Consider the following 25,341-nt stretch of genomic DNA (forward strand, 5'->3'; position numbering starts at 1 on the left):
CATATTTAAGCTATATATAGTTTATTAGATTATGATGGCATAATTTACATATAGATAAATCATACTTTGATCATGTATTAGGTAAGAAGATCAGCATATTTTTTGATATCCTCTGGATAATTTACGCTTACGAAGAACTTTTCCTCCTCTTCTGCTATGGGAACGCGGTCTATATCCGCCATGCTGAGGAATCCTATCAGGCTCTCCCCACCAGATTCGATGTAATCGCGCATGGCGTCATAGATGGCGTCGGTGTATATGCCGAACAGCGGCTCTATCAGGCCATCTGCATGCACAGGAAATGTGGGCTTGCCATCGTACGAACTTAATATCTTTTCTATTATGCGGTCCGTTATGAACGGCATATCACCCGCAACAGCGAAGAATGTGCCGAACCTGTCCATAGCACTGAGGACGGAATCCGTTATTATGCCGTCCGTTGTGTCCCGGACAACCCTGCACATGTCGCAGTTGAGTTCCGGATCCTTTGAGTAAAGTATGACCTCGCCGTGATTTTTCAATTTTGAAGCAACGATATCTATCATTCTGCGCCCATTTATCATAGCAGAATGCTTCCCGGGAAATCTGACGCTCTTCTTCGCAAATATGACGAAGATCATGCGTATGCATAGTATCTATCCAATAAATAGGTTTCCATATGCACCTTCATTGAGAGAAGCTTAAATTTTCCAAGAATCGTTATGTTTTTATTGCCTTTGATATTTCCACAATGCGGGCTCGTGGTCCAGTGGTTACGACGTCGCCCTTACAAGGCGGAGATCACCGGTTCGATCCCGGTCGGGCCCATTTAATCTATTAATAGAATACTTTCTATCCTGCTACTGGTTACGTTATTATGAAGCCTCAGCTGAAGTATCAGGAACTTCTTCCTGATGGCGATGTAAAAAGGATGATTTGAGAATTTAAAGGGCAAGGTCCGTCTTAACTGCGACTGTTTATTTGTGAGGATTAGGACATTATTGCTATCTCAACAGTACAAACTCCAAGGAAATTCTGGAAAATGCAGGAAACAATGAAAAGGAATTCAAAGATAAATTCATAGCTCTTATAAGAAAGCTCGAAAAAGAGGGCAAGGTAGGATCATATATAGTCAGATTCAGAAAAATAATCTTATCTAGGCTGAAGATAGTGTCCTGAATGTTGTTTCATAATATTCTTGTGATTCCCTTAACAAGATTCGTGATACTATCCAAATATTATTATCAGACGAATCAATAGTCTCTGCAGAGCTAAGAAAGAGGGTCCGAGGATAGAAACATATGGAGCATGCAATAGCATTGAGGAAATTTAAGAAGAGTATTTGGAAGACAATGCATTTAAGGAAAAATGGACTGTATTCATGAACTACATCGTAGAATCAACAGAAACTTTCGAGAGGGAATTCTTTAAGAATCACAAGGATAAAAAGGAGTGGTTACAGCATATGATAGAGAGATTGGAACAGGAACCACAGTCAGGAAAGCCACTAAGAGGCAAACTTCATGGTTTATGGCAGCTCAGAATCGGCCCTTTCAGAGTCTGGTACGAAATAAACGAGAGGGAAAGGAAAGTGATTCTCAGAGCGATACTTCACAAAGACGAAGCCAAAAAATATTATTAGAGCTCTTTAAGGAAATCTCTGGCATTCCTCACTCTTCCCTTCTGTATATCTTTTTCGCTTCTTTCCAGTTGATCCATTACATACTCGTTCTCAAGAGTCTCAACTGTAGCCTCAAGGCTATCCAGATCGGACTTTGGTATGCTTACTAGCCTTGACTGTTTTACTTTTGTCATAGTATGATTCCACATGCTTTCAGATTTTAATAATTTTTGGTATGCTCTGCTCGGTGTTCTTCAGAGCGCACCGCTGACGCTTACACCGCCCGGTCATGATCGAAGTACTATACCCGACTAGCTTTATCGCTATATTGGTTGTAAATGCTTTGCTCACAGCGATAACCGGCTTAGCAGTGGGGGAGGCAATAAACGTCGTCAAAAAGGCTCACGAGTTTAACAATACCAAGATGACAGGCGCAGGTATTTCTTCCTAAAAATTAGGGTATTTAAATTTGCTTGATGTTCATGTCACGAGTTTTTTTTATCTTAGTATTCACTAAAAACATTAATCAAATCCGATCGGGCCCATTACGATTTTTTATACAAATTAGAACTATATTATTCGTAGCAAGAAAATGAAGAGTTAGAGAAGGTTATGGGAGAGTATGGCCCTCTTTAGCCTGTTCTGAACACCTGGTATTGCTATCAGTACAGCTGCTACGGCAATGAATGAAACGGACGCATACAGGTAAAGGCCTGGGATGAAAACCGATAGTATGGTTACCACTGTGACAGGAGCAATGACGAATCCAACCACAAAATTCCTTCCGGAATACCGCGATGAAGGCGGTAGCTCTCCTATATCTATTATCTGGTATGGATTCACAAAGCCGGCAAGGTAAAAGCCAAGTATCAGCACTGAAGGCGATACTGCAAGCGTCATCACAGCCATCTCTGCGAACAGATACTCTCTGAGGATGAGGAAAAGGATCATGTTTACGATGATGAGCGGCATGAGTATTATTATCGTTGAAATTGCCTTCGCCAGTGCCATGTGCCTGAAATACACGGTTGCGGGCAGCGACATGAGTGCGAGCCATATTCTTTCCGTCTGTATCCAGCCCACTCCTCTCATAAGCGGATAAATGGCTATACCATATAGAATGTAATAGATCTCTATTATAGATCTTAACGACTTTGGTATGAATATGAATGCTATGCCGTAGAGTGCGGCTACGGCAATCGACATCCACACGGCGAGCCCAGTGTTGATCCTTCCTGTGTAGTTCCTCGATACTGCACCGACCCTGAGAGTCGATGCGCCGCCTACCATCTTGAGGTTGAACCTGTATATTGCCCCTATTGGGCTCGTTCCTGCAAAGCTTATGGATCTCCTTATGTTTGAAGTTCTGGGCGTAACGGACCGATAATAGTATGATATCCTCGGAGGATACATGATATTGTAAAGGACAAGAGAGGCGGCCAGCACAACATCTATAACGGTTCCGTACACTGGATATCCGGCGAATGTTGACGTCGGTGAATACGGAAAACGAATGAAACCCGGAAGGAGATACCAGATCAGGATGAAGCCTATCGCCATCAGTCTGTTCCTAATCTTCAGCTTTCTCATCAACGCCGCAATCGAAACATTGATCATCATCACCAGCCAGAGATCGATGGCGGCAGGAATGAGAAAAGCAGGATATTCAAGCGATGGAAGAAAATACATCAGGAAGAATGCATACATTGAGTTTATGACGAGCGCGGCCAGAAAGAAATCGAGCGACAGTCTTCTCGCCGGGATGGGTGATGTGAAGAGAAAGTCGAAGTCTGATTTCTTTAATATGAGAGCAGTCCCGATCATCACTATGAGCGAGATGAAGCTGAAGATTCCAAGAAAGACAGGAAACTCCGAACTTATTGGCCTCGCCGTTGGAATGGATATTGTTATAACGAAAACTGCCAGGGCCAGGAAAATTCCTGTTATCACGAGGAAAGAAGAGGAAACTCGCGTTCTAAGTATGAGCGAAAACAGTGATCTTCTCATGATCCACCCATTATTTTCGAGATCACGCCTTCTATCGTCAGGTTCTCTTCCCTGCTCATCTCCTTGAGTTCATCTATCTGCCCTGTCCATATCTGCCTCCCGCTGTTTATGATGATCGCCCGCCTTGTGAACCGTTCGGCTATTGACATTATGTGAGTTGAAACAAGAAAGGTCGCGTTCATGCTGTTGAAGTACTTTATTATCTTCTCCTGCGTGGGTATATCGAGATAATTCAGAGGCTCGTCAAGCAGCATTATCTTTGGGTCATGGATTATGGCCAGTGCAATGGATAGCTTCTGCCTGTTTCCCCTCGACAGGGTACTCACCCTGCTGTTCCTGTACTCATTCAGCTCCATTAAATTCAGCAGGAACTCCACCTTCTGCTCCAGATCCTCTGTTTTTCTGAGGGCACCGATGTATTCCAGGTTCTCCTTTACACTCAGCGTCAGGTAGGGTGAGGCGTCTTCCGGGAGATAGCCCATCAGCCTCTTTGCTTCGATCGAATCTGGATCGAAGCCACCCACCTTGACGCTTCCGGAATCTGGCTTTATGAGGCCAGCAAGTATCTTCAGTGTGGTGCTTTTCCCTGCGCCGTTAGGTCCGATGAGTGCCACGCTCTCTTGGCATTCGACATCGAATGATAACCCGTCCAGAGCTTTCTTGGTTCCGAATGATTTGGTCACGTCATTGAATTCGATGCAGTTCATTTTATGCAAAATATTCTATGTTGATAAATAATTCGGTTGAAGGTATGGATACTATCGATAAGTTCAGTTTCGATACCGTGGTGGCATATTCACCAGGCTTTTGAGGCCTGGCCTGGCAATAACCGAAACTGCAGATTCGTCCGCTGATGCGGTATATCCATTAGATTCGTGCCAGGCATCTGCACTCATTCCTTGAAAATTTGCCAGGATCCGTAAACAAGATTTAAATAGCGTCTCGATATATATTATCGCGTGCATCAAAAGATGAAGTCGATCTTCATGGGCCATATCAAAGATGCCCATTGCTGAGGTATCTGATGAACATCCTAAAGGCACGCAATTGACGGCATAAAAAGAGGTGCATACATGGCATTCAGGATAACGGCTAAATTCATCACGGGGGTAGTGGCAGTGGTGTTCATAATAGTGGGTGGATACCTCTTTGGCCTGGTCATAAAATCAGTTATAGACAGCATCAACAGGGGTGAATTTGAGTGGGGCCTGGCCCTTCTCGTTATAGGCATAATTGCCCTGGTTATCATAATACCGAAACCAAGGATAAGCAGCAAGGCAAAAAACCAGTGATTGCGTTATCAATTTTCATATTACGTTCTCTTCTCCTATTTTCAACGGGAAAGCCCTATCATGCTGTGGGCGTATGAAAATTCAATCTACAACGTTTTCCAGCAATTCCACATATGGTTCTTCATATGATATCCGCACCCTTGCGTTCAGCGGTATCATCATCTGATCCTCACCATGACCGAATGGAAGACCGTATATGGACACCTTCTTGAGGGAATTCATGTACATTTCTATTATGTCCTCAACGAATGGCATTGGATCTTCCGGATCAACATAGCTTTTGAATTCTCCGAACGCAAAGCCTTCAAACTTGTCAAGAATGCCTGCAAGCTTCATCGTGAACAGATAGCGATCGATATCGCCTGATGTCACGCCCGTATCCTCGGCGAACAGGATCTTTCCCTGGGAATCCGGCAGATAACCTGTACCTATAAGCGATGCGAAGACGGAGAGGTTTGTGCCCATGCTCAGGCCCTCAACCTTTCCCTGGATTATGTAGCGAACTATCCTCTCAACGTCAGAATTCAGGTGTGTTGTTTCTCCCTTGAGTATATCTATGAAATCCTTGAAGTCTGTCTTCGAGAACTTGTCCGGATCAGCTGCAGGCATGGGGCCATGGAATGTTATCAGTGAGGCCTTTGCATTGAGTGCCAGATGCAGAGCCGTTATATCGCTGTAACCTACGAATATCTTCGGATGATCCCTTATTGCATCGTAATCGATCAGCGGGAGTATATGAATGGATCCGTAGCCGCCCCTTGCGCAGAAGATTGCCTTCACATGATCGTCAAGGAACGCCTCCATGAGCTCATCCCGCCTGCTTGTGTCTGGTGCTGCCAGCTGGTTCATCTGCATGAGCTTCTTTATATTCCTGCCCAGCGTGACCCTGTATCCGGATTTTTTCAGCCTCGCTATGGATCTTGAAAGGTTCTTCATATCCGGTGCGCTTGCCGGTGCTATTATTCTTATCTCATCTCCTTCCTTCAGCCTCGGTGGTCTTATCCTCATCTTATCGCCTCCTTGAATTCGTTTTTCATTTTCTTCATCAAATTGCGGTCTCTTGTGATCTTTGCGGCTGCGCTTGCGGTGGCTTCTATGGCTGTCATGAGCGGGTCTGCAGCCTTATCCGGGTCTGCGGCCATCCTGAACTCATCGGTGTGCGCAGGTATGGATGGCTGCACGATCTTAACGTCTATGTGGCCCGTAGGTATTATATGGCTGATGTTCGCCTCATCGGTGCTGCCCATGGCAGCTTCGTTGGTGCGATGCACATTCACCGGATCGATGCCGTGCGATCTGAGCTCTTCCTCAAGCGTATTGTCTATGGTCTCGTTGCTAATATACTCCTCATACACAGGCGTGACGTCCCTTATCCTGAAATCGCAGCCATGCATCCTTGATATGTTTCCGATGATATCCTTTGCCCTAGCAGCAAGATCCTCCAAATACCTGCGTTTAGAGGATCTCAGGTCTATCTCCATAACAGAACGATCGGGTATGACGTTTGAGGCCTTGCCGCCCTCCCTGATGATCATGCCTATTATCGGGCGCTTTAGATCGGAGATGGAGGAACGGAGGTTGTTAAGCGCTATGTAGGTCTCGATAGCAGGCGTGAGTGCGTTTATGCCGTAATCCGGTCCCAGCAGGTGGGACGATTTCCCGGAGAACTCTGCCTCTATCGTTAGATCAGCAAGCGATACCGAACCCACAGCCCACCTGTCGTCAGGATGCATGCCGATTACGAAGTCAACGTCCCTTATCAGGTTCTTCTCCACAAGTATGGCCTTGCTTCCAGCATATGGGCCTATACCTTCCTCAGATGGTGTTCCGAAAACTGTTACGGATATTCCGAAATCCTCACACAGCGTGACTGCCGTGCCGAAGGCCCAGGCGGCGATCAGGTTATGCCCGCAGGAATGTCCATTTGGAAGCGCATCGTACTCTGCCAGCACTCCAACAGAGGGGCCGCCTCTATAACATGTGGCTCTGAATGCGGTTTCCATCCCTCCATATGGCATCTCCACGTTGAATCCGTGCCTTGAAAGGTGATCTGCAATCAGCCTCGAACTTCTGTATTCCTGGCTGCCAAGTTCGGCATACTCATATATCCTGCGTGAGACCTCGAGGGTCTCGTCCCTGATCTCTTTCCTCATTTTGATTTAGCATGCATGCATCGGTGTTAAATCTTTTTCATGCGGCACGGGATATTGCTTATGATGGGCAGATAAGACATAGCCATTTATAACCGGGCGGTGAGCCCGTTGCCCGATAACTGGATCACATTTATAGATTGATTTTGCATGATCTCATTATGTCAATGGCTGAAGTTGATATAAGCCTCGATATCGGTACGAAGGCGGTCAGACTGGCTAGGGCAGCCGCCTCTTCATATCTCAGGAATGAGAAGCTTCCGGATCCTCCAGCAGATCCAATATTTCAGGAGAAGCATGGAGTATTCACAACCATCAACACCTATCCCGGAAATACGCTCAGAGGGTGTATAGGCTTTCCGGAGCCATACTATCCGCTTGGTGAGGGAATAATAAGGAGCAGCATCTACGCTGCCACCGAGGACCCGCGTTTCGAACCGATGAAGATCGACGAGATCTCGCATGTTACATTCGAAGTTTCTATACTGACGCAGCCGGTGGAGATAACCGTCAACCCGGAGGACAGGCCAAAGGCGGTGCACATAGGAAGGGACGGACTGATAGCGGTTTACAATGGTGCCAGTGGCCTCCTGCTGCCACAGGTAGCCACGGAATACAGGATGAATCCTGAGGAATTCCTCGAAGCTCTGTGCGAGAAAGCAGGCCTGTGGGAGGGATGCTGGAAATACAAGAAGGTGAAGATAAGCAAGTTCCAGGCAACGGTGTTCGGTGAAAAGGATCCTGAAGGGGTGGTGGAAAAACGATGAAGAGGAAACCTGCCGTGGCAGGTTACTTCTATCCCGAAAGGAAGGACGAGCTCTACTCCCTGCTATCGTCGTTCGCTATACCGGAACAGCACGTGTCCGGAACCATCATAGGGGCTGTGGTGCCGCATGCCGGGATAATATATTCTGGCCGCACGGCCATGTACTCGTACCGTGCGATTGAAAAATCTGCCGTCAGGGACTTCGTAATTATAGGGCCCAATCACAGGCCCCTGACTCCGTATGCATCACTCTATCCCGAGGGCGAATGGTCCACACCGCTTGGCGATGCGTTGATAAACGATCGCATGGCAGAAGCCCTTTACAGGGACTCCAACTACATCGTAAAGGACGAGGAATCCCATCTGATGGAGCATTCCGTGGAGGTTCAGATACCATTCCTCCAGTACCTGTTCGGCGATGGATTCAGGTTCGTGCCCGTGATACTCGGCGATCAGGAGATCGATGTTGCAAGGGACATAGGCGAAGCGATAATGAAGATAGAAGATCCGTTCATCTTCATAGCAAGTTCAGATTTCACGCATTACGAGGATGCCAAGCGTGTTGAGAAGAAGGACATGGATCTGATATCAGCCATACTTACGCTTGATCTGGATAAATTCTATTCCGTCCTCGAAAAGGAGAACGTCACCGCTTGCGGTTACGGTGCCATAGCAGCGCTCATGTACTATACCAAGAAAAGAGGTGGAAGGATGATATTCCTGAATCATTCCAATTCCGGCGACGTCACCGGTGATTACTCGGAGGTCGTGGGCTACGCTTCGCTAGTATCTGTGATACCGTGATCGCCTCTGCTGTAAAGGATATTTCCTCTGGATATGGTCATAGATACTATGTCCAGGCCGTAAAGATACGGGATCTCATCGTAGCTTCTGGCAGATAGAACGACAAGATCCGCATCCTTCCCACTTTCAATGGTTCCCTTTTTTTCGGCGAGGCCCAGGGAAGCAGCGGGATTGATCGTCGCGGCATTCAGCACTTCTTCAGCGTTCATGTGGTTGTTCCTCACGGCGAGGTGCATGGCGAATATCATGTCATCGTTCATGTTGAGCGGTGATATGTCCGTAGCTATCGAAACCGGGATGCCACGATCTATTATCCTTCTTGCGTCAGGGTAAGCCTCGTTCAGCGCGAAAACGGTTATGGGCAAAAGCGTTACGGATGATCCATTTTCCTTAACGATGTCGAGATCGGCGTCATCGAAGTGTATCATGTGATCGTACGATACTATGGGCAGGCCCCTTGTTTTCTTCACGCAACCAACGTTCTCTATCTCGTTGGTGTGAATTCTGGCCGGAATACCCATTGCAATTGCCGCCTCAAGAAAACGCCTGGATGCTTCCGGGCTGAATGCCCCTGCATCGCAGAATATGTCCGCATAAGATATTCTCTGTCTGTTCCTTTTCACAGTTTCTAAGATCCCTTCAACGTAGGCATTCTCCTGCACATCCTGTGGAACCACATGGGCAAGGTAAGTGGGAACAACGCTTATGGGGCCTGTGTTCTTTATAACTTCAATGGCGGAGAGTATCTTCTCCTCTCCCCTCTGATCGAGTCCGTAGCCGGTCTTCATCTCCATTGTGGTCGTTCCCCTCCTCACCGCAGACCATACCCTTGAGATCGTTTCCTTAAAAATTCGGTTTTCATCAGCATTCACAGTATCCCTTATCGTCCTGTATATGCCATTTCCAGACCTGAGTATGTCAAGGTAGCTGGTGCCCCTGATCCGCATGTAGAACTCCTGGACCCTGTTACCGGCAAAGGCTATGTGCGTATGCGGGTCCACGAATCCAGGCACCGCAACCCCGCCACCGCAGTCGATCTCTTCCACGCCTGGAGGGACGGCTCTCGTTATCTCCGCGATCCTTCCGCCGTGTATGAGTATTGAGTGGTTCTCATACACCTTCACGTCCGCCTGCCTCTCACCGGAGAGAAATGACCTGCCTTCCCCAGTGGCTATCTGGGAAAGGTTGGTAAGCGCCCTCATGATCAGTTGATGTACGGATACCTGAACTTCGGGCCCTTCTTTATTATGTCGATCGATGATTCATAGCCAGCATCGGCATGCCTGATCACGCCTATGCCTGGATCCGCGTTGAGGACACGTTTTATCCTTTCCTCTGCATCTTTCGTTCCATCAGCAACTATAACGAATCCGGCGTGTATTGCATTTCCTATGGCGGTACCGCCGCCATGGTGAACCGATACCCATGTCGCTCCGGAGATTGCATTCAGAAGCGCGTTGAGTATGGGCCAGTCTGCTATGGCATCACTTCCGTCCTTCATCTTCTCTGTCTCCCTGTACGGCGAGGCAACCGATCCGGTGTCGTGATGATCCCTGCCGATGGCGACTGGAGCCTGCAGATCTCCAGATCTTACCATATCGTTTATCATCAGTCCTATCTCTTCCCTTTCGCCGTAGCTGGCATAGCATATCCTTGCTGGAAGGCCCTGGAAATGCACGCGTTCCTTTGCAAGCTTTATCCATCTCACAAGGTGCTGATCCTTCTGGAAGTTCTTTATTATGGCATCATCGATCCTGTAGATATCCTGCGGATCTCCGGACAGGGCAACCCATCTGAATGGGCCTGAACCTACTGCGAACAGATCGCGTATGTAGGCCGGCACATATCCCGGTATTTCGAAGGCATCCTTCATTCCGCCTTCCTGCGCCCTTGTTCTGAAGTTGTTGCCGTAGTCAAACGTCTTCGACCCATGCCTCTGGAACCAGAGTATTGCCCTGGCCTCCTTGACTATTGACGCGTAGACCCTCTTTATGTACTCCTCCCTGTTCTCATCCCTGAACTTTGCAGCGCTTTCCACGGTATACCCCTCCGGTATGTAGCCTAGATTAAGGTCGTGCGCTGCCGTCTGATCCGAAACCACATCAGGCACTATGCCGCGCCTCATCAGTTCGTCGTAAACGGTGGCGGCATTTCCGAGCAGGCCTATGGATGTTGGCTTACCCTCGGCGAGGCTCTCATCCTTCATCTTCAGCGCTTCATCAAGGCTCTCCGTCCATGTATCCAGGTACTTATCCCGAAGCCTTCTCTTGATCTTCTCCTCGTCAACCTCGACAACTATGCCAGAGGCATTGTTCATGGTTATTGCCAGGGGCTGTGCTCCGCCCATCTCGCCCAGGCCAGATGTCAGAACCCATTTTCCAGAGAGATCATCCTTCCCGAATTCCTTCCTCGCCAGGGCTGAGAGCGTTTCATAGGTGCCCTGCAGCACACCCTGGGTTCCTATGTAGATCCACGATCCTGCGGTCATCTGGCCGAACATGGTAAGGCCGCGGGCCTCGAGGTCCCAGAAAACGTCATCCGTGGCCCAGTGCGGTACGATCTGTGCATTGACTATGAGCACCCTCGGGGCATCCTTTGTTGTCTTGAACACCCCCACGGGCTTGCCTGACTGTATGAGTAGGGTCTCATCATTTTCAAGCCTCTTGAGCTCCTGCACTATCTTATCGAAGGCTTCCCAGTTCCTTGCCGCCTTGCCCTTTCCTCCATACACTATAAGGTTAGCAGGGTCCTTGGCAACCATGGGGTCCAGGTTGTTCATCAGAAGCCTGAGCGCAGCCTCCTGTCCCCATCCCTTCGTATTGAGCGTTTTGCCCCGCGGGGCATGTATCTCCCTTACCTTTGATTCCATAGATATAAATTGTATGTCTTTATTTATTTCTTTGCAAATTATTTGTAATTTATATATTGATAAGAGTAATACAGACATATAGTGAAATTTAAATATATTTAATTTCATGATATGCCATGCAGTCTCAGGGTCTGAAACCGAATCAGATAGGGCTGGCTCAGGCAATATTTCAGGGTGTTTCTTATGTTGCGCCTGCAGCCGACGTTGCCATACTCCTGGTGATCACGGCAGGCTTCGCTGCTGGCAGCACACCGCTCGCTGTGCTCTTTGCATGGGCAGTTTACTTCCTGTTTCTGAACGCAAACTATCAGTTTTCAAAATACACGGGAAGTGCCTCAGGTTACTACGGTTATGTTGCGAAGTCAATGGGTAACAGGGCTGGTTTCATAACAGCACTCTGGTATGTGATGTTCCAGTTCTTCTCACTTGCCGCTTTTGGCCTTCTGGGATTTGCCACATTCCTCTATTATGTATCGCCATCACTCGAACACATTCCGTATATATGGATAGCGTTCGTGGCGGTTGTTGCATTTTTCACATTCTATCTTGGTTACAGAGGGCTGAGGCCTTCCTTAAATTATTCCATGATAAGTGCATCCATTGAAATAGGCTTTCTCATAATAATGAGCCTGATCATTGCCATCCGTGCGGGCCCTGCAAACACGTTCAGCGTTTTCACATTGAAGCCCATTAATGGAGATTTCTCCCTTCTATTCTTTGCAATGATATTCTCAATACCGCTCTTTGCAGGATCCGGTACGGTCATAACACTGGCCGAGGAAACCAGGGGATCAATAAGAACGATACGCAGATCTATTTGGATTTCGATGTTAGTTCTTCTTGCTGCACTCCTGCTGCCAGCATACGCCTTGACGGTTGGCTTCGGGGTGCCGAATATGTCATCATTCTCATCATTCCCTGATCCCGGCGTCATAATATTTGAGAGGTATGGGGGCATAGCGGCCGGGATCATACTCATCGTGCTGACCGTCAACAGCTATTTGAGTTCCAATGTCTCCCTAATGTCCTCCGTTTCACGCGTCATATACTCTCTGGGGAGAGACGGTGTCCTCCCTGAGAGCGTTACGAAGATGCATCCAACACATCACTCTCCTTACATTTCGGTGCTCCTGCTGGAGATAGGCGGCATAATAATAGCGATCGTGCCATCCCTCGTTTATGGTCCATTTGAGGGTGCTTTGGTACTCTTTTCAATAAACATATTCGCCCTGCTGTTCACCCATCTTCTTGTGAATGCATCTCTACCGATATATGTACGTAAGATGAGGTTGAAGCTGAATGCCCTCTCTCATATAGTTCTGCCTGCGCTTTCGATAGTGGCAGGCTCTGTAATAATATATTATTCTGCCATGACATCGATCACAGAAGGCAATCCAATAACAGCAGCGGTTATTATAGGGCTTGCCTACGTCCTCTTCGCCACGATCTTCGGATTCGCATACGGCAGCATGAAGCCAGAAAAGATAAGTGAAATAGGAAAATTTGCTGTGGAGGAGACATGATCCCTTGAGAACTAATTTTATAAACCGTGATCTCAATAAGATTAAATATCAATTTATAATTGATTTAATCATGAAGAACATAGCTGTGATAGTCTCGTCCGGTAAAAACGAGAAGGAAAAGGTGCTGACAGCTCTTACATTTGCCAATGTGGCCAAGAAGAACAAGCTGTTCAATGACGTGACGCTGATACTTTTTGGTCCAGTTGAGAAGCTTGTTGCCGAAGGCGACAAGGATGTGCTGAAGATGCTCGATGATTTTGCATCACTAGGTGAAAAACCCGTGGCATGCCAGGTAGTGGCCAACAATTTCAACATAACTACTGATCTTCAGAAGCTACAGAATCTTAAAGTTGACATGGTCGGGCCGATCATAAAGGATCTTGCCGAGAAGGACTATGAATTCTTAACCTTCTAAAATTTTTGTAGCGGATTCATAGGCCTGAAACAGGCGTTAAAGATTTCTATTTTTGGATAAGCGGAATTCCACAATGGCAGAACTTTGAATTCATGCCATTGCGGCGGCCGATCCGCCTCCGGTTGTCTGCCTGCACAGGATGATATGACTATCAGGCAGATAGAATCCGGGGTTCCAGCCGGATAGCAGATCATGGAAGGGCCGATATGAATTCTTTCTTGTCCATCATCTTTCTTATTGTCTCTATATCGAAGGAAGGCGGTCTGTCGTGATCCAGCTTTTCCACTTTCTCCCTTATCTTCTCGTAGATCTTTCTGGTGGAGGGGGACATCCCTTTATCCGTAAACTCCAGCGCCTGTGATCCAAGTAGGTACTCTATCGCTATAATGTATCGGACGTTGTCGATGATCTCCAGCAGCTTGAGCGATCCAGTAGCACCCATGCTCACGTGATCCTCCTGGTTAGCTGATGTCGGTATTGTGTCCGCAGATGAAGGATATGCCAGCACCTTATTCCTGTTGCACAATGCTGCTGCCGTATACTGTGGTATCATGTAACCCGAATTGAGGCCGCTGTCCGGCGTCAGGAAGGGGGGCAGACCGCTGAGGTTCGTGTCCACGAGCCGGGCTATGCGCCTCTCCACCATATTGCCCAGGTCTGTCAGCGCTATCGCCAGAAAGTCAGCCGCCAGCGCCACCGGCTCGCCATGGAAGTTACCGCCAGAAACAACCTCCTCGCCGTTGAACAGGGGATTGTCTGTTGCGGAATTTATCTCTACGGAGAGGACGTTCTCAACATAGTCGATCACATCCGCAACCGATCCGTATACCTGCGGTATGCATCTGAGCGTATAGGCATCCTGAACCTTCACGCTGTCTGCTCTCTTAACTATATCGCTTCCCGTGAGGTATTCCCTGAACCGGTTACCTATTGCCACCTGACCAAGATGAGGCCTTGCCCCCAGAATCCACGGGGTGAAGGCCTTTGAAGTTCCGCCTAGGGCCTCGAATGAGAGGAGCGCGGATCTTATGGCATTTTCAAGAATATCGTGCGCATCCATCACTGCTATGCTGAGTATGCCTGACATGAACGAGGTGCCGTTTATCAGGGCCACACCCTCCTTTTCCTTGAACTGGTACGGCTTGAGGCCTGCCTTTTCCAGTGCTCTGGCCGAATCCATAAGGCGCCCTTCAAAGAACGCCTTGCCCTCACCCATCATCGCCAGGCCTATGTGTGCCAGAGGTGCCAGATCACCGCTTGCACCGACAGAACCATATTTTGGAACGGCTGGGATCACATCCCTGTTGAGCATCTCGACCATCATGTTCAGGAGATCAGCCGATACCGCGGAATAACCGGCGGCAAGGCTGTTCAACCGCACCGCCATTATGGCTCTCACGTATCTATTTTCAAGGTAATCCCCCACCCCGGATGAATGGCTCCTGATGAGATTCTTCTGAAGTTCGATCTCCTGATCCCTCTCGATATGGACGTTGAGAAGGCTTCCGAAGCCTGTGTTGACGCCATAAACAGTTTTGCCAGAATTTATCAGTTTTAGAAAGGCCTCGTGTTTCTCTTCAACCGCCTTGAGGGTATCATCGCTGATACTTACCCGATCGTATTCCACCGCAACGGCGTAGACGTCCTCAACCCTCAGTGATCTGCCATCTATCTCTATCATACAGTTGAAAGTAAAACGGACGATATGTTTTTTTGCTGCATTCTAATTTTTTTAACAGGTGAGCGGCAGAATGTTGCATTGTGCAGCCTGTTTTGCAGTATTTCACAATGCATCTATCATAAATTTTTTATATCCGGCGGCGGTGAGGATATGTGTATCCTACAGTGGACATAAGAGAGTTTCCTCTATCCGTCAGGCTGGTATTTTCGTATCTGAAGAACGAGAAGATATCCGATGTAGCTCACATAATGGAATCCACCGGGCTTTCACGGCGATCTGTGATGTATGCCGTCAAGGTCCTCAGGGATGCCAACCTGATCGATATTCAGATATGTCTATCGGACACACGCAGAAGATACTACTGCATAAAGATATCCGGTGAACACTAGAGGCATGATATAATATTTTTCATACACGCATATCCTGCACATTTATCAAATTTGAAGTATTACTAGGTTATAATTGATCATGGATGCTTCGGAAAAACTGGGGGAGATAAACGATGTTTTCAGGTTGAGCAAGAGAGTGAAGCCTGAACTGACCGACAGGTTCCTTTCGTTCATGGAATCGACACTCGGAAAGGGATCGCTGGATGTGAAGACAAAGGAGCTCATTGCCCTTTCCCTGTCTTTGGCGCTGCAGTGTGAGTGGTGCATACCCTATCATACTGCCAAATGCCTGGAAGCAGGCTGCAGTGAAGATGAGATGATTGAAGCCTCTTACATAGCAGCCATAATGGCCGGTACGCCTGCACTGATGAACGTCAAGATCATGGCCGATACGATCGATCAGCTGAAGAAGAAGTGAAAACAGGAATCGATAGCCGTATATTTTGCCATCGATTTATAGCTTATTTATTTCATTTATTTTTCTATTTTTCTAAATATTATGGGAAAATTTAAGAATGATAGACATATTCACGCACTATGAAGTCTGGTGGTTCACTTTATAGACCTTGAGGATTTGAGGGCCAGGGTTCTTGAAAATACCAGAAAGCTTGTTCTTCTGATGAACGAACGCATGGCCCTAGCAAGGCAGATCGCGGCCATCAAGAACGCGAACGGAATGCAGATAAGGGATCCGGAGAGGGAGGCGGCTGTGAGAAGGGCGCTGATCAGTGAGAATCCGCTGATCAACCTCATATTCGAGGCCACGATCGTGGAGCAGACTGGTTCGCCGCTTATGGATCGCCCTGTGGAGATATCGGGAAACCGCGATGACCTTTTCCTCGTTCTCGGCCTTTTCCTCTGCAGGCCGGGCATAGAGATACATGGATCGAAGATACCGGACAGCTTCGTCAGTGGCTGTTCCATCAGTGGCGGCCATACTGTTCCGTCATCTGGCGCATGTGAGGATACTGTGGACATCGGATCAGGCTTTCCCGTAAAGATGGAAGAAAACAGGATGACGATATTCCCGGACCTGATCAGGGTAAAGAACCGCTGCAATTCCATAAGGGTGATATTCTGAGGGCAGCCATAATAGGAAAGGAAGGGCGCCTGGGAAGGGTTCTCTCGTCCATACTTACAGGGAATGGCGTTCAGATCGATGATGGCGCAGATCTGGCGTTTCTCTCAGTTCCCATAAAGGCAGCAATGGAATACATAGAACGGAGAGACCGTACATACGTGGAGCTATCATCCGTAAAATCAGTATTCAGGAAGTATTCTGGGAGCATAGTCAGCATACATCCATTATTCGGGCCTTCAAGCTACAACGACGGATTGCACAGGACGATCATATTCGTCACAGACATATCAAACGTAAAATATAAAGAGATAATAGAGGAGATGTTCAGGGGATACGATCTTGTCAGCATGTCAGCTGAAGAACACGATCGGATGATGGTCAGCGATATGGTAATACCGTACCTGATGTCAATGATCGCCAGAAGGATCGAAGCGGGGTACCATACCCGTTCCTTCGATATGGCAAGGAGTCTGGCTTCGATAGTTGAGGGAGAGAATCCGGAGGTAGTTATGGATACCATAAGGTTGAATCCATTCTCTGGCATGGCCAGGGATATGATCAACGATGTCATGAGCGTGATACCATGATAGTCATAGCAAGGGATGATAACGATAGGAAGATGATCCAGGAGGATCTTGAAAAAACCGGATCAGAATACCGTATGATAAAACTGTACGATAACTACGTCTTCATATCGCAGGAAGGCGGAGAGAGCGGAGAACGGCTCTATTCCAAGAAATTCCGTGAAAAGAGCGTGGTGGATGTTTCAGGACTGCGCATAGGCGAGGGCCTCGTGGTTGCAGCCGGGCCATGCTCGGTGGAGAATGAGGCCATGATACTTGATATTGCCAGATCGGTAAAGGCCGCCGGTGCAGATATGATACGTGGCGGTGCGTTCAAGCCGAGGACATCACCGTATTCTTTCCAGGGCCTGGCGGAGAAGGGCATAGAATATCTCGTGGAGGCGAGGGAAGAAACCGGCCTGCCCATAGTCACGGAGATAATGAATCCGGAGTATTACAGGTACTTCGACAGGGTGGACATGCTGCAGGTCGGTTCAAGAAACGCGCAGAACTTTGATCTCCTTCGCTTTCTGGGAAAGCAGAAGAAGCCTGTTCTGCTGAAGAACGGCATGGGCAACACGGCCAGGGAATGGCTGGAAACCGCAGAATACATATTGTCTGGAGGGAACGGAAATGTTGTGCTGTGCTACAGGGGCGTGCGTGGCATAGAGAACTCAACACGCTTCACGATGAACGTTGGGAGCATAATATACGCAAAATCCGAAACGCATCTACCCATATGCGCCGATCCCAGCCATGCTTCTGGAAGGCGCGATTTCGTGGAATCGATGGCCCTTGCATCGGTTGCGGCCGGTGCAGACATGCTCGAAATAGAGGTGCACAATGACCCAGACAACGCGCTATCTGATTCAGAACAGCAAATAAGGCCTGTTGATCTGAAGAGGATCATAGAAAAGGCAAGAGCCCTAAAAGATCTGCTGTCTCATGAAATATAATCTGCCCTTTTTTCCTTCATAAGGGGGATTTGCGGATCGTAACCACATTTTTTGCACCTCCCATTTCTGTCAAGCCCGATGACCTTTGATGAGAAGACGAAGCGCTCTATGAGCAGGTTTCCGCAGTTCGGACAGTAGGTATTCTCGCCATAGCCCGGAACGTTTCCGATGTATACGTATTTGAATCCCATGGAGACCGCAAGGTCATGGTGCTTTCTGAGCGTTTCCACTGGCGTATCGGGGAGATCCATCATGCGGTAATCCGGATGGAACCTGAGAAAACTTATTGGCACGTACTCACCAAGTATATCCATAATCCTTTCTAACATGGTGCGTGCATCTTCCAGCCGATCGCCAACTTCTGGCACAACCAGATCCGTTACCTCAACGTGTATGCCCGCTGATTTCAGGTTGGCAAGCGTTTCGAATATCGGGCGAGCTGACGGAACGGATATGTACTTCCTGTAGAACTCATCGCTCGCATTCCCCTTGAAATCCACTGTTGCAGCATCCAGGAAATCCCTTGCGTAGTCTATTGCCTCCGGGGTCTCGAAGCCATTGGTAACGAAGATGTTGATAAGCCCGTGCCTTCTCGCGATAACTCCAATATCATGCGCGTACTCCATGAATATGCTGGGTTCATTGTAGGTGTAGGCGATTCCCTGGCAACCCATGCTCAGCGCCTCTTCAACTATCTCCTCCGGATCGTAATGGTATCCAGTTATGGTCCTTCTCTGGCTTATATCATAGTTCTGGCAGTACTGGCATGCGAAGCTGCAGCCAACGGTGCTGAGTGAGAATATTCTAGCCCCAGGATACATGTGCAGCACAGGCTTCTTTTCTATCGGATCAACGTTGATGGCTGCTGGCAGGCCGTAAACAAGCAGGTACAGATCACCATCTATGTTCTTTCTTACACCGCAGAATCCCGTTTTGCCAGGTTTCAGCCTGCAGTACCTGCTGCACGCTGTACATTCCACCGAATCAACGATTTTACTGTAAAGCTTTGCCTTTACCGGCCGGTTAACCACAGCCTGATCCAATGCCATTCCATACCATGCAATCAATCAAATGCAGGCATTTAGCTGTTTCGAATTTCTTGCAATCGCATTTTTTCGTTGGTCAATGCCTAAAAGATCAGGGCGAAAACATGAAGCGAAGAATGTTTAAATAACTGGCTCATTATTCGACTCTCATGCAGATAAATTTCTACAGGGTCAGGATACCGTTCCTCAGGCCCTTCACAACCAGTTTTGGTACTGAAAATTACAGGGAGGCGCTGCTGTTCAGGTTGGTTCATGACGGCATTGAGGCCTACTCCGAGGCTGTCACATCTCCAATACCGGATTACGGCTATGAGGATAATGCAACTGCAATGCACATAATCGGAGATTTTGCTGCGAAATACATATCGGATCTGCCGGATCCTTCCGTATTCATGGAGAGGGCCAGGGGAATAAAGGGGCACAACATGGCAAAGGCGGCTCTGGAGATGCTCCTGTGGGACTACCACAGCAAGGTGAATGATCAGCCGCTGTACAGGTACATAGGTAAAAGCAGGGGATATGCCAACGTGGGCATCTCCATCGGCATGGCCAAGATAGAGGAGATGCTGGAACAGATAGAGAAGGCCGTATCCATGGGTTACAAGAGGATAAAGATAAAGATAGCCAGGGGCAGAGAAGGCCTGGTGAGGGAGGTCAGGGACGCATTCCCGGATATACCGCTCAGCGTGGATGCAAATGGAGATTACACGCCATCGGACATGCCAAGGCTCAAGGATCTGGACAGATACGACCTGGAGTACATAGAACAGCCTTTTCCGGGTGATGATCTGATATACCATTCCAGGCTGAAGAAGGAGATATCGACGCCGGTCTGCCTGGATGAATCCATAACCTCGGCAGACAAGGCCAGAAAGGCGTTCGATATAGGTGCTGCAGACGTCATAAATATAAAGCCAGGTCGCATAGGTGGCTTCACGGAATCGCTGAAGGTAGCGGAAATCGCCAGGGAAAATGGGGGGCACGTCTGGGTGGGCGGCATGCTGGAGACGGGCATAGGCCGGGCCTTCAACATCGCATTTGCATCGCTGGATCTGGTTGACTATCCGGGCGACACATCTCCAAATGAGAAGTATTTCAGCCGTGATATCGTGAAAAATCCGTTCAGGATGAAGAATGGTATCATCGAGCCGTACCACGACCCGGGCATCGGTGTCAGGATAGACGAGGAATCGCTTCTACGCTACCTGGTGGATGCGGGCACCATCTCAGTCTGATGATGCCTTGTATATCCTGTCTATCGTTATTATGTCCCTGAGTGCCAGGTCCGGTGGCATCGGAACAGGTTCGTCTTTTTCAACGGCATTCAGGAATCCAGATATCTCCCTTTCGATGACATCGTAGGGTTCCACCGGAATGTGCTTTCCATTGACTATTATGTCCCCATAGGCTGTCTTGCGCTTCCGCTGGTCCCACGGTTCGGTCGGCTTTGTGCCGATGTCCTCGTAAATGCTCCCGGCATCCCCTATGATCTCGAATTCGGGCAGAAGGGGGTATTCAGGGTAATTCCATGAGTAGAAGAAGAGGCCGTGCATGCCATTTTCGAAGTTGAATACGGCCTCTGCGGTATCTTCGCCCAGAAAATCCCAGGTCCTGTGGACGAATGACCTCAGAGATCGGTATCTTCCGCCAAAATTGAGCAGGGTATCTATATAATGCGTTCCCTCATCTATGAGTATTCCCCTGCCCATCATGCTCTTCTCGTTTCGCCAGCCCTTCAGCTCCCTGAAGGATTGGTGCCTTACTATGACCGTGTGTGGTTTGCCTATTTCACCGTTGTTTATGCGCCTTATCGCTTCATTCACCGAGGGGTCGAAGTAGAACTGCTCCGCTACCATTAACTTTAACTTCGATTCCTCCGCCTGCTGTATCAGGCTTATTCCGGAATCTATGTCCGGTGTTATCGGCTTTTCAACCAGAAGGTGTTTCTTCGACTTGAGTGCAAGAGATCCCATCTCATAGTGAAGGCCATCAGGAACAACGAGATCCACAATATTGGATCCGGATCTCAGAGCATCCTCATAATTGTCATATACCTTGTATACCCTGAAGAGTTCAGAGCATCTCTTTGCTTCATTGCTGTCCCTCTCAACTATGGAAACATCGTAACCAAGCTTTGAATAGATCCGCAGATGCTCCTTGCCAAAACCTTTGCATCCCACCAGCACTATATCCATACTCCTATAAAATTGCCGTATTACACTTAAACTTTTTGATTATCCATATTTTATTTAAAAGGCATTTAAATTTACTGCTTTAGAATTCAGTTCGTCAATATTGACATCAGCATTATATTAGATATTTAATATCATAAAAATATAAAATTTATATGCTGTGGGTAAGGTTGTCTATCCTCCCGCCGTCTATCACCATGACCTGACCGTTCATGTATTCCGAGTCCTTGGACGCGAGGAACACAGCGGCATTTCCGATGTACTCCGGTTTGCCTATCATCTTCAGCGTCGTCCTGGATCTGAAGTCGTCTTCCAGCCGCTTTATCTCTTCCTCGCTCTTTCCGCCAATTGTCAGATCCGTTTCAATCCATCCCGGTGCTATTGCGTTGACCCTTATTCCGTATTCGGACAGGTCAAATGCGAGCCTCTTCGTGAGCATTATGATACCGGCCTTTGTTATCGAGTAGAAGGTCGTATTCCTGGCTGCCGTTCCGATCCCGGCATTTGAAGCCATGTTTATGATAACTCCTCTCTTCTCCTTGAGGTCAGGGAGGAATTCCAGAGTGGTGTATATAGCGCCCATGAGGTTCACATCGATCATTCTTCTAACCTTAGATTCATCGTACTGGTCGAAGGGCATGAGGTACCATATTCCGGAATTGTTCACAAGAATGTCTATCTTTCCGAGTTTGCTGTGTATCTCGTTTGCCATCCTGCGGATCTGATCCCTGTTGGACACATCGGCCTGGAAGATCTCTCCACCAGTTCGCCTTTTCACCTCGAGTGCGCCCTTCTCATCGCTGTTGTAGTTTATGGCAACCTTGGCGCCTTCGTCAGCGAATTTCTCAGCTATAGCGCGGCCCAGGCCCTTACTTGCACCGGTTATAAGTGCTATCTTTCCCTCAAGTTTTCCGCTCATGCCTCTCCATTGAACGATCTTTGAAAAATGTTATCCAAATAGTCATAATATAAATGTAGCTTATTTTGGTCTGTTATCACTTAATAATATACTTGATTGCTGAAATCCTAAAGACCAGTGCCGTTCAATTATATTAATTTTAGCTTCAATTTTTAGCATTTTCTATATCCAATAAAATAGCTAATTATATTGATATCAAAATAAATATATATTTTACTGATCAAAAAACATCATATGGAAAAAATATTAAGTATAATGCGGGATTATATCGTATGGAAAATGGAGTCAGATATTCCGATCTCATCGAAAGGCTAGACATGAGCAGGGTAACCAGGTTTTACTGGTTGCTGACCATTCTGGCCACGATAGGTGGTTTTCTATTCGGATACGATACCTCTAACATAGGCTCTGCACTGCCATTGCTTGAAAGAATATACCCAGGTATAAGTGGTTTTGTTGAGGGCTACTTGGTTGCTGGGGCCTCGCTTGGTGCCGCTGTAGGCGCGATAATAGCTGCGGGACTAACGGACAGGTACGGGAGAAAGTACCTGCTCATAGCCGATGCGGCTATTTACGCAGCCGGTGCATTGCTCTCAGCATTCACCGTGGATCTGGTCATGCTGCTGCTTTCCAGGACGCTAATAGGGATTGCTGTCGGCGCAGACTCCGGCATAGCGACAGCTTATATAGCGGAATATGCTCCAAAGGCCAGGAGAGGAAGCCTCGGCATTCTGCAGCAGTGGATGATCACCATCGGCATTCTGGCAGCTTACCTAATCGGAATGGCAACCCTGTTCTTCGCACCCGGCTTGGCTTATGCAGTTGGTTGGAGGATAATGCTGGGCGTTGCCGCCATACCAGCTATCATAGGTCTCGCCTTCAGGTTCATGATGCCAGAATCGCCTAGGTGGCTCCTCGTTAATGGAAAATACAAGGAAGCATCCGCTTCCCTGAAGAGGCTCGGCCTCAACATGAGCGAGGAAGATCTGAAATCTGTAAAGCTATCACAGCCCCACAAGATCACTCCTGGCGTAAAGCGTGCTCTCCTCATCGTGGGCCTGTTCTTTGTTTTCCAGCAGATCACCGGAATTAACATACCGTTTTACTACGGCCCGGTTGTGCTGGAGAACCTTCACATAGTTGGAAAATCGACATCGCTCGTTTACAGTATATACTATTCAATCGCCGCATCCGCAATACTGGCGATCATAAACGTGGCTGCAACGTATATAGGCTTCCGCTACATAGACTCCGTCGGAAGGAGAAAACTGGCGCTGATGGGATACGCTGGCATGACATTCTTCGGAATACTTGGTGGAATACTGCTGTACCTCAAGTTAGACATAGGCCTGTTCATAGCCTTCGCTGGCTTCATAATATTCTTTGCCTTCGGTGTTGGCGGCACCGGCTGGATGATACAGGGAGAATACTTCCCGACCAGCATGAGGGGGCTGTATGCTTCCCTTGGTGCGTTCATAGACTGGATAGCCAACTTCGCAATAATAGAGCTTTTCCCTGTCATGGACTCCGCCATAACGATAAAGAATGTGGAGTTTGTTTTCGGCGTCCTCTCGCTGATAGCGCTGATACTCTTCTACTATATAATGCCGGAGACGAAAGGGCTGTCCGTCGAGCAGATAGACACGCTTTTTGAAAACAACAGCCTCGGGCAGATGAAGCATGCCTCTATATCCATGAAGAAGGAGAGCGTTCCAGCAGACCCGAAATGAATTAATTTCAAACTTTTTTATTGAAAAGCTTTTAATAAGAGAATTCTTTTTTCCAATAAGTATGCGTAAGAATATTGTGATAATAGGAGCGATCATATTTGTCCTGGGTATAGCCATGTTTGCCGGTGGCGATTACCTTGTCACCCATTATACGGTGACTGGTACGGCGCTGACCGAGATAAATCCCGGTATTTTTGGACATGAGATCAACATATCCTCGCCTTCCCTGCTCACGGTTGACAGCACCTTTTCCTCGATATATCTGATATCATCCGCTAACATGACGGGCCTGAATGCGAGCAACGCTGCCTCCAGGGCCATAAGTCCTCTGACCACAACGTCCGTGTCGTCGGAGCATGTGTGGGCATACGATCTGACCACTGCCGGTTCATACTACATCATAGCCCTGAACAGCACTGCACCTGCGATTGCTTACAGCTACATTCCACTGAGCTACTCCTATCTTTCCGTTGTCACGCTGATAGGGATAGTGCTCATAATAGTGGGAATAATTGTGGCAATAATAGGCCTCATACTTAAAAAGAAAAAAATTCCAGAAGAACCGCAAATTTGATTCAAGAAATGAACCGTGAAAAAATTTAATAAATTTCAGGATCTCAAATACAGCAGATGCTGCATCAGGATACGCTATTTTTGGCGGTTGCGTTTGGCCTATTCGCGGCCACGGCGGTATATTCGTCCGTATCCGACATTAAGAGGAGATCGGTGAATTCCTTCACATTCCTGCCCATGTTCATAATGGCCGCATTATTCTACGTGTTCTTCCACGAATTCTACATGTCGATCCTTACGGTTTTATTGGCCGTCTCTACATTCATACGAACCGATAGCTATGTTTATCTTGTGCTTCCGGCACTGTCATTCCTCATTGCGATCATCACAGGCAATCTGAGCGTCGGCGTCATGATAGCGATACTCTTCACGTTGCTTGGCTTCAGGGAAACGTTATTCGGTATTGGAGACGTGAAGGCGGAGACTTCGTACCTCCTGGCATTCCAGTACATCAGCAGGCCATTCTTCAGCGGATCAGTATTTGCAATGAGCTTTCTTGTGTACATATCTGTGTTCTCGATCCTTATGATACTCGCATTCTACGTCTCAGCTCTGAGAAAAGGCCTGAAGTTCGAAGGCCTTCACCTGCGTTACGATGAGGAAGAATATTCGAAGAACAGCTACAAGTACAGGATCACAGGATCTGGAGATGATGCCAGGATGTCTTACAGGATGCCGTTTCTGGTTCCAATCAACCTGGCAGCCATTTTCTCTGTCCTCATAGGACTTCCGATGTTTCTTTACTGATCCGGGTCTTTTGAATATACGAAGGGATAAAATACCGG

General features: G+C 47.7%; 27 protein-coding genes and 1 tRNA gene. 16 read left to right on the plus strand and 12 right to left on the minus strand.

The window, feature by feature from the left end; translation table 11 throughout:
* Nucleotides 1-77: 77 nt before the first annotated feature.
* Complete coding sequence (gene mobA, locus TA_RS01175; protein ID WP_010900658.1) at nucleotides 78-620, minus strand: molybdenum cofactor guanylyltransferase; 543 nt, start codon at nucleotides 618-620, stop codon at nucleotides 78-80.
* A 114-nt stretch (nucleotides 621-734) separates the two neighbouring features.
* Here mobA and TA_RS01180 point away from each other — a divergent pair.
* Nucleotides 735-807: transfer RNA gene (locus tag TA_RS01180), tRNA-Val, on the plus strand.
* A 514-nt stretch (nucleotides 808-1,321) separates the two neighbouring features.
* Nucleotides 1,322-1,621, plus strand: coding sequence for a type II toxin-antitoxin system RelE family toxin (locus TA_RS01185; RefSeq protein ID WP_048161482.1), 300 nt, complete (start codon nucleotides 1,322-1,324; stop codon nucleotides 1,619-1,621).
* Here TA_RS01185 and TA_RS08215 read toward each other — a convergent pair.
* The 3 genes from TA_RS08215 to TA_RS01195 all read right to left on the minus strand — a co-directional run bounded on the left by TA_RS08215 (nucleotide 1,618) and on the right by TA_RS01195 (nucleotide 4,314).
* Nucleotides 1,618-1,794 carry a hypothetical protein gene (locus TA_RS08215; protein WP_010900659.1) on the minus strand — a complete coding sequence of 59 codons (177 nt, stop codon included), beginning with the start codon at nucleotides 1,792-1,794 and terminating at the stop codon, nucleotides 1,618-1,620. The two genes, TA_RS01185 and TA_RS08215, sit on opposite strands and share 4 nt — an antisense overlap.
* A gap of 406 nt (nucleotides 1,795-2,200) precedes the next feature.
* The gene (locus tag TA_RS01190; protein WP_010900660.1) at nucleotides 2,201-3,607 is read right to left on the minus strand and encodes a hypothetical protein; all 1,407 of its coding nucleotides are present in this window, start codon (nucleotides 3,605-3,607) and stop codon (nucleotides 2,201-2,203) included.
* Nucleotides 3,604-4,314 carry an ABC transporter ATP-binding protein gene (locus TA_RS01195; protein WP_048161483.1) on the minus strand — a complete coding sequence of 237 codons (711 nt, stop codon included), beginning with the start codon at nucleotides 4,312-4,314 and terminating at the stop codon, nucleotides 3,604-3,606. The genes TA_RS01190 and TA_RS01195 overlap by 4 nt, the downstream gene beginning before the upstream one ends.
* Before the next feature lie 366 nt (nucleotides 4,315-4,680).
* Here TA_RS01195 and TA_RS01200 point away from each other — a divergent pair, with 366 nt between their 5' ends.
* Nucleotides 4,681-4,899, plus strand: coding sequence for a hypothetical protein (locus tag TA_RS01200; RefSeq protein ID WP_010900662.1), 219 nt, complete (start codon nucleotides 4,681-4,683; stop codon nucleotides 4,897-4,899).
* 81 nt (nucleotides 4,900-4,980) lie between these two features.
* Here TA_RS01200 and TA_RS01205 read toward each other — a convergent pair whose 3' ends face one another.
* Both TA_RS01205 and TA_RS01210 read right to left on the minus strand, forming a co-directional pair.
* A complete protein-coding gene (locus TA_RS01205) occupies nucleotides 4,981-5,907 on the minus strand; it encodes a S66 peptidase family protein (RefSeq protein WP_010900663.1) in 927 nt (308 codons plus the stop codon).
* Complete coding sequence (locus TA_RS01210) at nucleotides 5,904-7,052, minus strand: M20 family metallopeptidase (RefSeq protein ID WP_010900664.1); 1,149 nt, start codon at nucleotides 7,050-7,052, stop codon at nucleotides 5,904-5,906. The genes TA_RS01205 and TA_RS01210 overlap by 4 nt, the downstream gene beginning before the upstream one ends.
* A gap of 164 nt (nucleotides 7,053-7,216) precedes the next feature.
* Here TA_RS01210 and TA_RS01215 point away from each other — a divergent pair, with 164 nt between their 5' ends.
* Nucleotides 7,217-7,816 (plus strand): TIGR00296 family protein, encoded by a 600-nt coding sequence (locus tag TA_RS01215; protein ID WP_241761867.1) that lies wholly within the window; start codon nucleotides 7,217-7,219, stop codon nucleotides 7,814-7,816.
* Nucleotides 7,813-8,619: an MEMO1 family protein gene (locus TA_RS01220; RefSeq protein ID WP_010900666.1), complete on the plus strand. Its 807-nt coding sequence runs from the start codon at nucleotides 7,813-7,815 to the stop codon at nucleotides 8,617-8,619. The genes TA_RS01215 and TA_RS01220 overlap by 4 nt, the downstream gene beginning before the upstream one ends.
* Here TA_RS01220 and hutI read toward each other — a convergent pair.
* Together hutI and hutU are read right to left on the minus strand one after the other, a co-directional pair.
* Nucleotides 8,589-9,821 (minus strand): imidazolonepropionase, encoded by a 1,233-nt coding sequence (hutI, locus tag TA_RS01225; RefSeq protein ID WP_010900667.1) that lies wholly within the window; start codon nucleotides 9,819-9,821, stop codon nucleotides 8,589-8,591. The two genes, TA_RS01220 and hutI, sit on opposite strands and share 31 nt — an antisense overlap.
* Nucleotides 9,822-9,823: 2 nt before the next feature.
* A complete protein-coding gene (hutU, locus tag TA_RS01230) occupies nucleotides 9,824-11,488 on the minus strand; it encodes a urocanate hydratase (protein ID WP_010900668.1) in 1,665 nt (554 codons plus the stop codon).
* Between the two features lie 116 nt (nucleotides 11,489-11,604).
* On the opposite strand from hutU, the gene TA_RS01235 reads away from it, so the two are divergent.
* Both TA_RS01235 and TA_RS01240 read left to right on the plus strand, forming a co-directional pair.
* Nucleotides 11,605-13,011 carry an APC family permease gene (locus TA_RS01235; protein ID WP_010900669.1) on the plus strand — a complete coding sequence of 469 codons (1,407 nt, stop codon included), beginning with the start codon at nucleotides 11,605-11,607 and terminating at the stop codon, nucleotides 13,009-13,011.
* Between the two features lie 70 nt (nucleotides 13,012-13,081).
* The gene (locus TA_RS01240; protein ID WP_048161485.1) at nucleotides 13,082-13,426 is read left to right on the plus strand and encodes a hypothetical protein; all 345 of its coding nucleotides are present in this window, start codon (nucleotides 13,082-13,084) and stop codon (nucleotides 13,424-13,426) included.
* 190 nt (nucleotides 13,427-13,616) lie between these two features.
* On the opposite strand, the gene hutH is transcribed toward TA_RS01240, so the two are convergent.
* Nucleotides 13,617-15,107: a histidine ammonia-lyase gene (gene hutH / locus TA_RS01245; RefSeq protein WP_010900671.1), complete on the minus strand. Its 1,491-nt coding sequence runs from the start codon at nucleotides 15,105-15,107 to the stop codon at nucleotides 13,617-13,619.
* Between the two features lie 152 nt (nucleotides 15,108-15,259).
* Here hutH and TA_RS01250 point away from each other — a divergent pair, with 152 nt between their 5' ends.
* The 5 genes from TA_RS01250 (at nucleotide 15,260) to aroF (ending at nucleotide 18,096) form a co-directional block, all read left to right on the plus strand.
* The gene (locus TA_RS01250; RefSeq protein WP_010900672.1) at nucleotides 15,260-15,496 is read left to right on the plus strand and encodes a MarR family transcriptional regulator; all 237 of its coding nucleotides are present in this window, start codon (nucleotides 15,260-15,262) and stop codon (nucleotides 15,494-15,496) included.
* 79 nt (nucleotides 15,497-15,575) lie between these two features.
* Nucleotides 15,576-15,914 carry a carboxymuconolactone decarboxylase family protein gene (locus tag TA_RS01255; protein WP_010900673.1) on the plus strand — a complete coding sequence of 113 codons (339 nt, stop codon included), beginning with the start codon at nucleotides 15,576-15,578 and terminating at the stop codon, nucleotides 15,912-15,914.
* Between the two features lie 129 nt (nucleotides 15,915-16,043).
* Nucleotides 16,044-16,577, plus strand: coding sequence for a chorismate mutase (locus tag TA_RS01260; RefSeq protein ID WP_010900674.1), 534 nt, complete (start codon nucleotides 16,044-16,046; stop codon nucleotides 16,575-16,577).
* A gap of 50 nt (nucleotides 16,578-16,627) precedes the next feature.
* The gene (locus tag TA_RS01265; RefSeq protein ID WP_241761900.1) at nucleotides 16,628-17,164 is read left to right on the plus strand and encodes a hypothetical protein; all 537 of its coding nucleotides are present in this window, start codon (nucleotides 16,628-16,630) and stop codon (nucleotides 17,162-17,164) included.
* Entirely contained in the window at nucleotides 17,161-18,096 is a 936-nt protein-coding gene (gene aroF / locus TA_RS01270) for a 3-deoxy-7-phosphoheptulonate synthase (RefSeq protein WP_048161486.1), read from the plus strand. Before TA_RS01265 ends, aroF begins: the two co-directional genes overlap by 4 nt.
* On the opposite strand, the gene amrS is transcribed toward aroF, so the two are convergent.
* Nucleotides 18,084-19,145 carry an AmmeMemoRadiSam system radical SAM enzyme gene (gene amrS, locus TA_RS01275; protein ID WP_048161487.1) on the minus strand — a complete coding sequence of 354 codons (1,062 nt, stop codon included), beginning with the start codon at nucleotides 19,143-19,145 and terminating at the stop codon, nucleotides 18,084-18,086. The genes aroF and amrS overlap by 13 nt on opposite strands.
* A 146-nt stretch (nucleotides 19,146-19,291) precedes the next feature.
* On the opposite strand from amrS, the gene menC reads away from it, so the two are divergent.
* Nucleotides 19,292-20,377 (plus strand): o-succinylbenzoate synthase, encoded by a 1,086-nt coding sequence (gene menC / locus TA_RS01280; protein ID WP_010900678.1) that lies wholly within the window; start codon nucleotides 19,292-19,294, stop codon nucleotides 20,375-20,377.
* Here the strand turns inward: menC and TA_RS01285 are convergent.
* Both TA_RS01285 and TA_RS01290 read right to left on the minus strand, forming a co-directional pair.
* Nucleotides 20,369-21,337, minus strand: coding sequence for a Gfo/Idh/MocA family protein (locus TA_RS01285; protein ID WP_010900679.1), 969 nt, complete (start codon nucleotides 21,335-21,337; stop codon nucleotides 20,369-20,371). The two genes, menC and TA_RS01285, sit on opposite strands and share 9 nt — an antisense overlap.
* A gap of 148 nt (nucleotides 21,338-21,485) precedes the next feature.
* Complete coding sequence (locus tag TA_RS01290) at nucleotides 21,486-22,253, minus strand: SDR family oxidoreductase (protein WP_010900680.1); 768 nt, start codon at nucleotides 22,251-22,253, stop codon at nucleotides 21,486-21,488.
* Between the two features lie 272 nt (nucleotides 22,254-22,525).
* Here TA_RS01290 and TA_RS01295 point away from each other — a divergent pair, with 272 nt between their 5' ends.
* The 3 genes from TA_RS01295 (at nucleotide 22,526) to TA_RS01305 (ending at nucleotide 25,303) form a co-directional block, all read left to right on the plus strand.
* On the plus strand, nucleotides 22,526-23,983 hold the full coding sequence (locus TA_RS01295; RefSeq protein ID WP_010900681.1) for a sugar porter family MFS transporter: 1,458 nt from the start codon (nucleotides 22,526-22,528) through the stop codon (nucleotides 23,981-23,983).
* 61 nt (nucleotides 23,984-24,044) lie between these two features.
* Entirely contained in the window at nucleotides 24,045-24,557 is a 513-nt protein-coding gene (locus TA_RS01300; RefSeq protein ID WP_010900682.1) for a hypothetical protein, read from the plus strand.
* A gap of 56 nt (nucleotides 24,558-24,613) precedes the next feature.
* A complete protein-coding gene (locus TA_RS01305; protein WP_010900683.1) occupies nucleotides 24,614-25,303 on the plus strand; it encodes a hypothetical protein in 690 nt (229 codons plus the stop codon).
* Nucleotides 25,304-25,341: the final 38 nt, after the last annotated feature.

It is taken from the genome of Thermoplasma acidophilum DSM 1728, assembly GCF_000195915.1.
Taxonomy (GTDB): domain Archaea; phylum Thermoplasmatota; class Thermoplasmata; order Thermoplasmatales; family Thermoplasmataceae; genus Thermoplasma; species Thermoplasma acidophilum.

Excerpts from the sequence above, each read along its gene's own strand:
- TA_RS01240 (WP_048161485.1), top strand. The coding sequence starts at position 13,082 with ATGAAGAACATAGCTGTGATAGTCTCGTCCGGTAAAAACGAGAAGGAA.
- TA_RS01295 (WP_010900681.1), top strand. The coding sequence starts at position 22,526 with ATGGAAAATGGAGTCAGATATTCCGATCTCATCGAAAGGCTAGACATG.
- TA_RS08215 (WP_010900659.1), bottom strand. The coding sequence starts at position 1,794 with ATGACAAAAGTAAAACAGTCAAGGCTAGTAAGCATACCAAAGTCCGAT.
- TA_RS01220 (WP_010900666.1), top strand. The coding sequence starts at position 7,813 with ATGAAGAGGAAACCTGCCGTGGCAGGTTACTTCTATCCCGAAAGGAAG.
- aroF (WP_048161486.1), top strand. The coding sequence starts at position 17,161 with ATGATAGTCATAGCAAGGGATGATAACGATAGGAAGATGATCCAGGAG.
- TA_RS01255 (WP_010900673.1), top strand. The coding sequence starts at position 15,576 with ATGGATGCTTCGGAAAAACTGGGGGAGATAAACGATGTTTTCAGGTTG.
- TA_RS01290 (WP_010900680.1), bottom strand. The coding sequence starts at position 22,253 with ATGAGCGGAAAACTTGAGGGAAAGATAGCACTTATAACCGGTGCAAGT.
- amrS (WP_048161487.1), bottom strand. The coding sequence starts at position 19,145 with ATGGCATTGGATCAGGCTGTGGTTAACCGGCCGGTAAAGGCAAAGCTT.
- TA_RS01300 (WP_010900682.1), top strand. The coding sequence starts at position 24,045 with ATGCGTAAGAATATTGTGATAATAGGAGCGATCATATTTGTCCTGGGT.
- hutI (WP_010900667.1), bottom strand. The coding sequence starts at position 9,821 with ATGAGGGCGCTTACCAACCTTTCCCAGATAGCCACTGGGGAAGGCAGG.
- TA_RS01285 (WP_010900679.1), bottom strand. The coding sequence starts at position 21,337 with ATGGATATAGTGCTGGTGGGATGCAAAGGTTTTGGCAAGGAGCATCTG.
- TA_RS01235 (WP_010900669.1), top strand. The coding sequence starts at position 11,605 with ATGCAGTCTCAGGGTCTGAAACCGAATCAGATAGGGCTGGCTCAGGCA.
- TA_RS01210 (WP_010900664.1), bottom strand. The coding sequence starts at position 7,052 with ATGAGGAAAGAGATCAGGGACGAGACCCTCGAGGTCTCACGCAGGATA.
- TA_RS01205 (WP_010900663.1), bottom strand. The coding sequence starts at position 5,907 with ATGAGGATAAGACCACCGAGGCTGAAGGAAGGAGATGAGATAAGAATA.
- TA_RS01190 (WP_010900660.1), bottom strand. The coding sequence starts at position 3,607 with ATGAGAAGATCACTGTTTTCGCTCATACTTAGAACGCGAGTTTCCTCT.
- hutU (WP_010900668.1), bottom strand. The coding sequence starts at position 11,488 with ATGGAATCAAAGGTAAGGGAGATACATGCCCCGCGGGGCAAAACGCTC.
- TA_RS01200 (WP_010900662.1), top strand. The coding sequence starts at position 4,681 with ATGGCATTCAGGATAACGGCTAAATTCATCACGGGGGTAGTGGCAGTG.
- menC (WP_010900678.1), top strand. The coding sequence starts at position 19,292 with ATGCAGATAAATTTCTACAGGGTCAGGATACCGTTCCTCAGGCCCTTC.
- mobA (WP_010900658.1), bottom strand. The coding sequence starts at position 620 with ATGATCTTCGTCATATTTGCGAAGAAGAGCGTCAGATTTCCCGGGAAG.
- TA_RS01195 (WP_048161483.1), bottom strand. The coding sequence starts at position 4,314 with ATGAACTGCATCGAATTCAATGACGTGACCAAATCATTCGGAACCAAG.
- TA_RS01305 (WP_010900683.1), top strand. The coding sequence starts at position 24,614 with ATGCTGCATCAGGATACGCTATTTTTGGCGGTTGCGTTTGGCCTATTC.
- hutH (WP_010900671.1), bottom strand. The coding sequence starts at position 15,107 with ATGATAGAGATAGATGGCAGATCACTGAGGGTTGAGGACGTCTACGCC.
- TA_RS01215 (WP_241761867.1), top strand. The coding sequence starts at position 7,217 with ATGGCTGAAGTTGATATAAGCCTCGATATCGGTACGAAGGCGGTCAGA.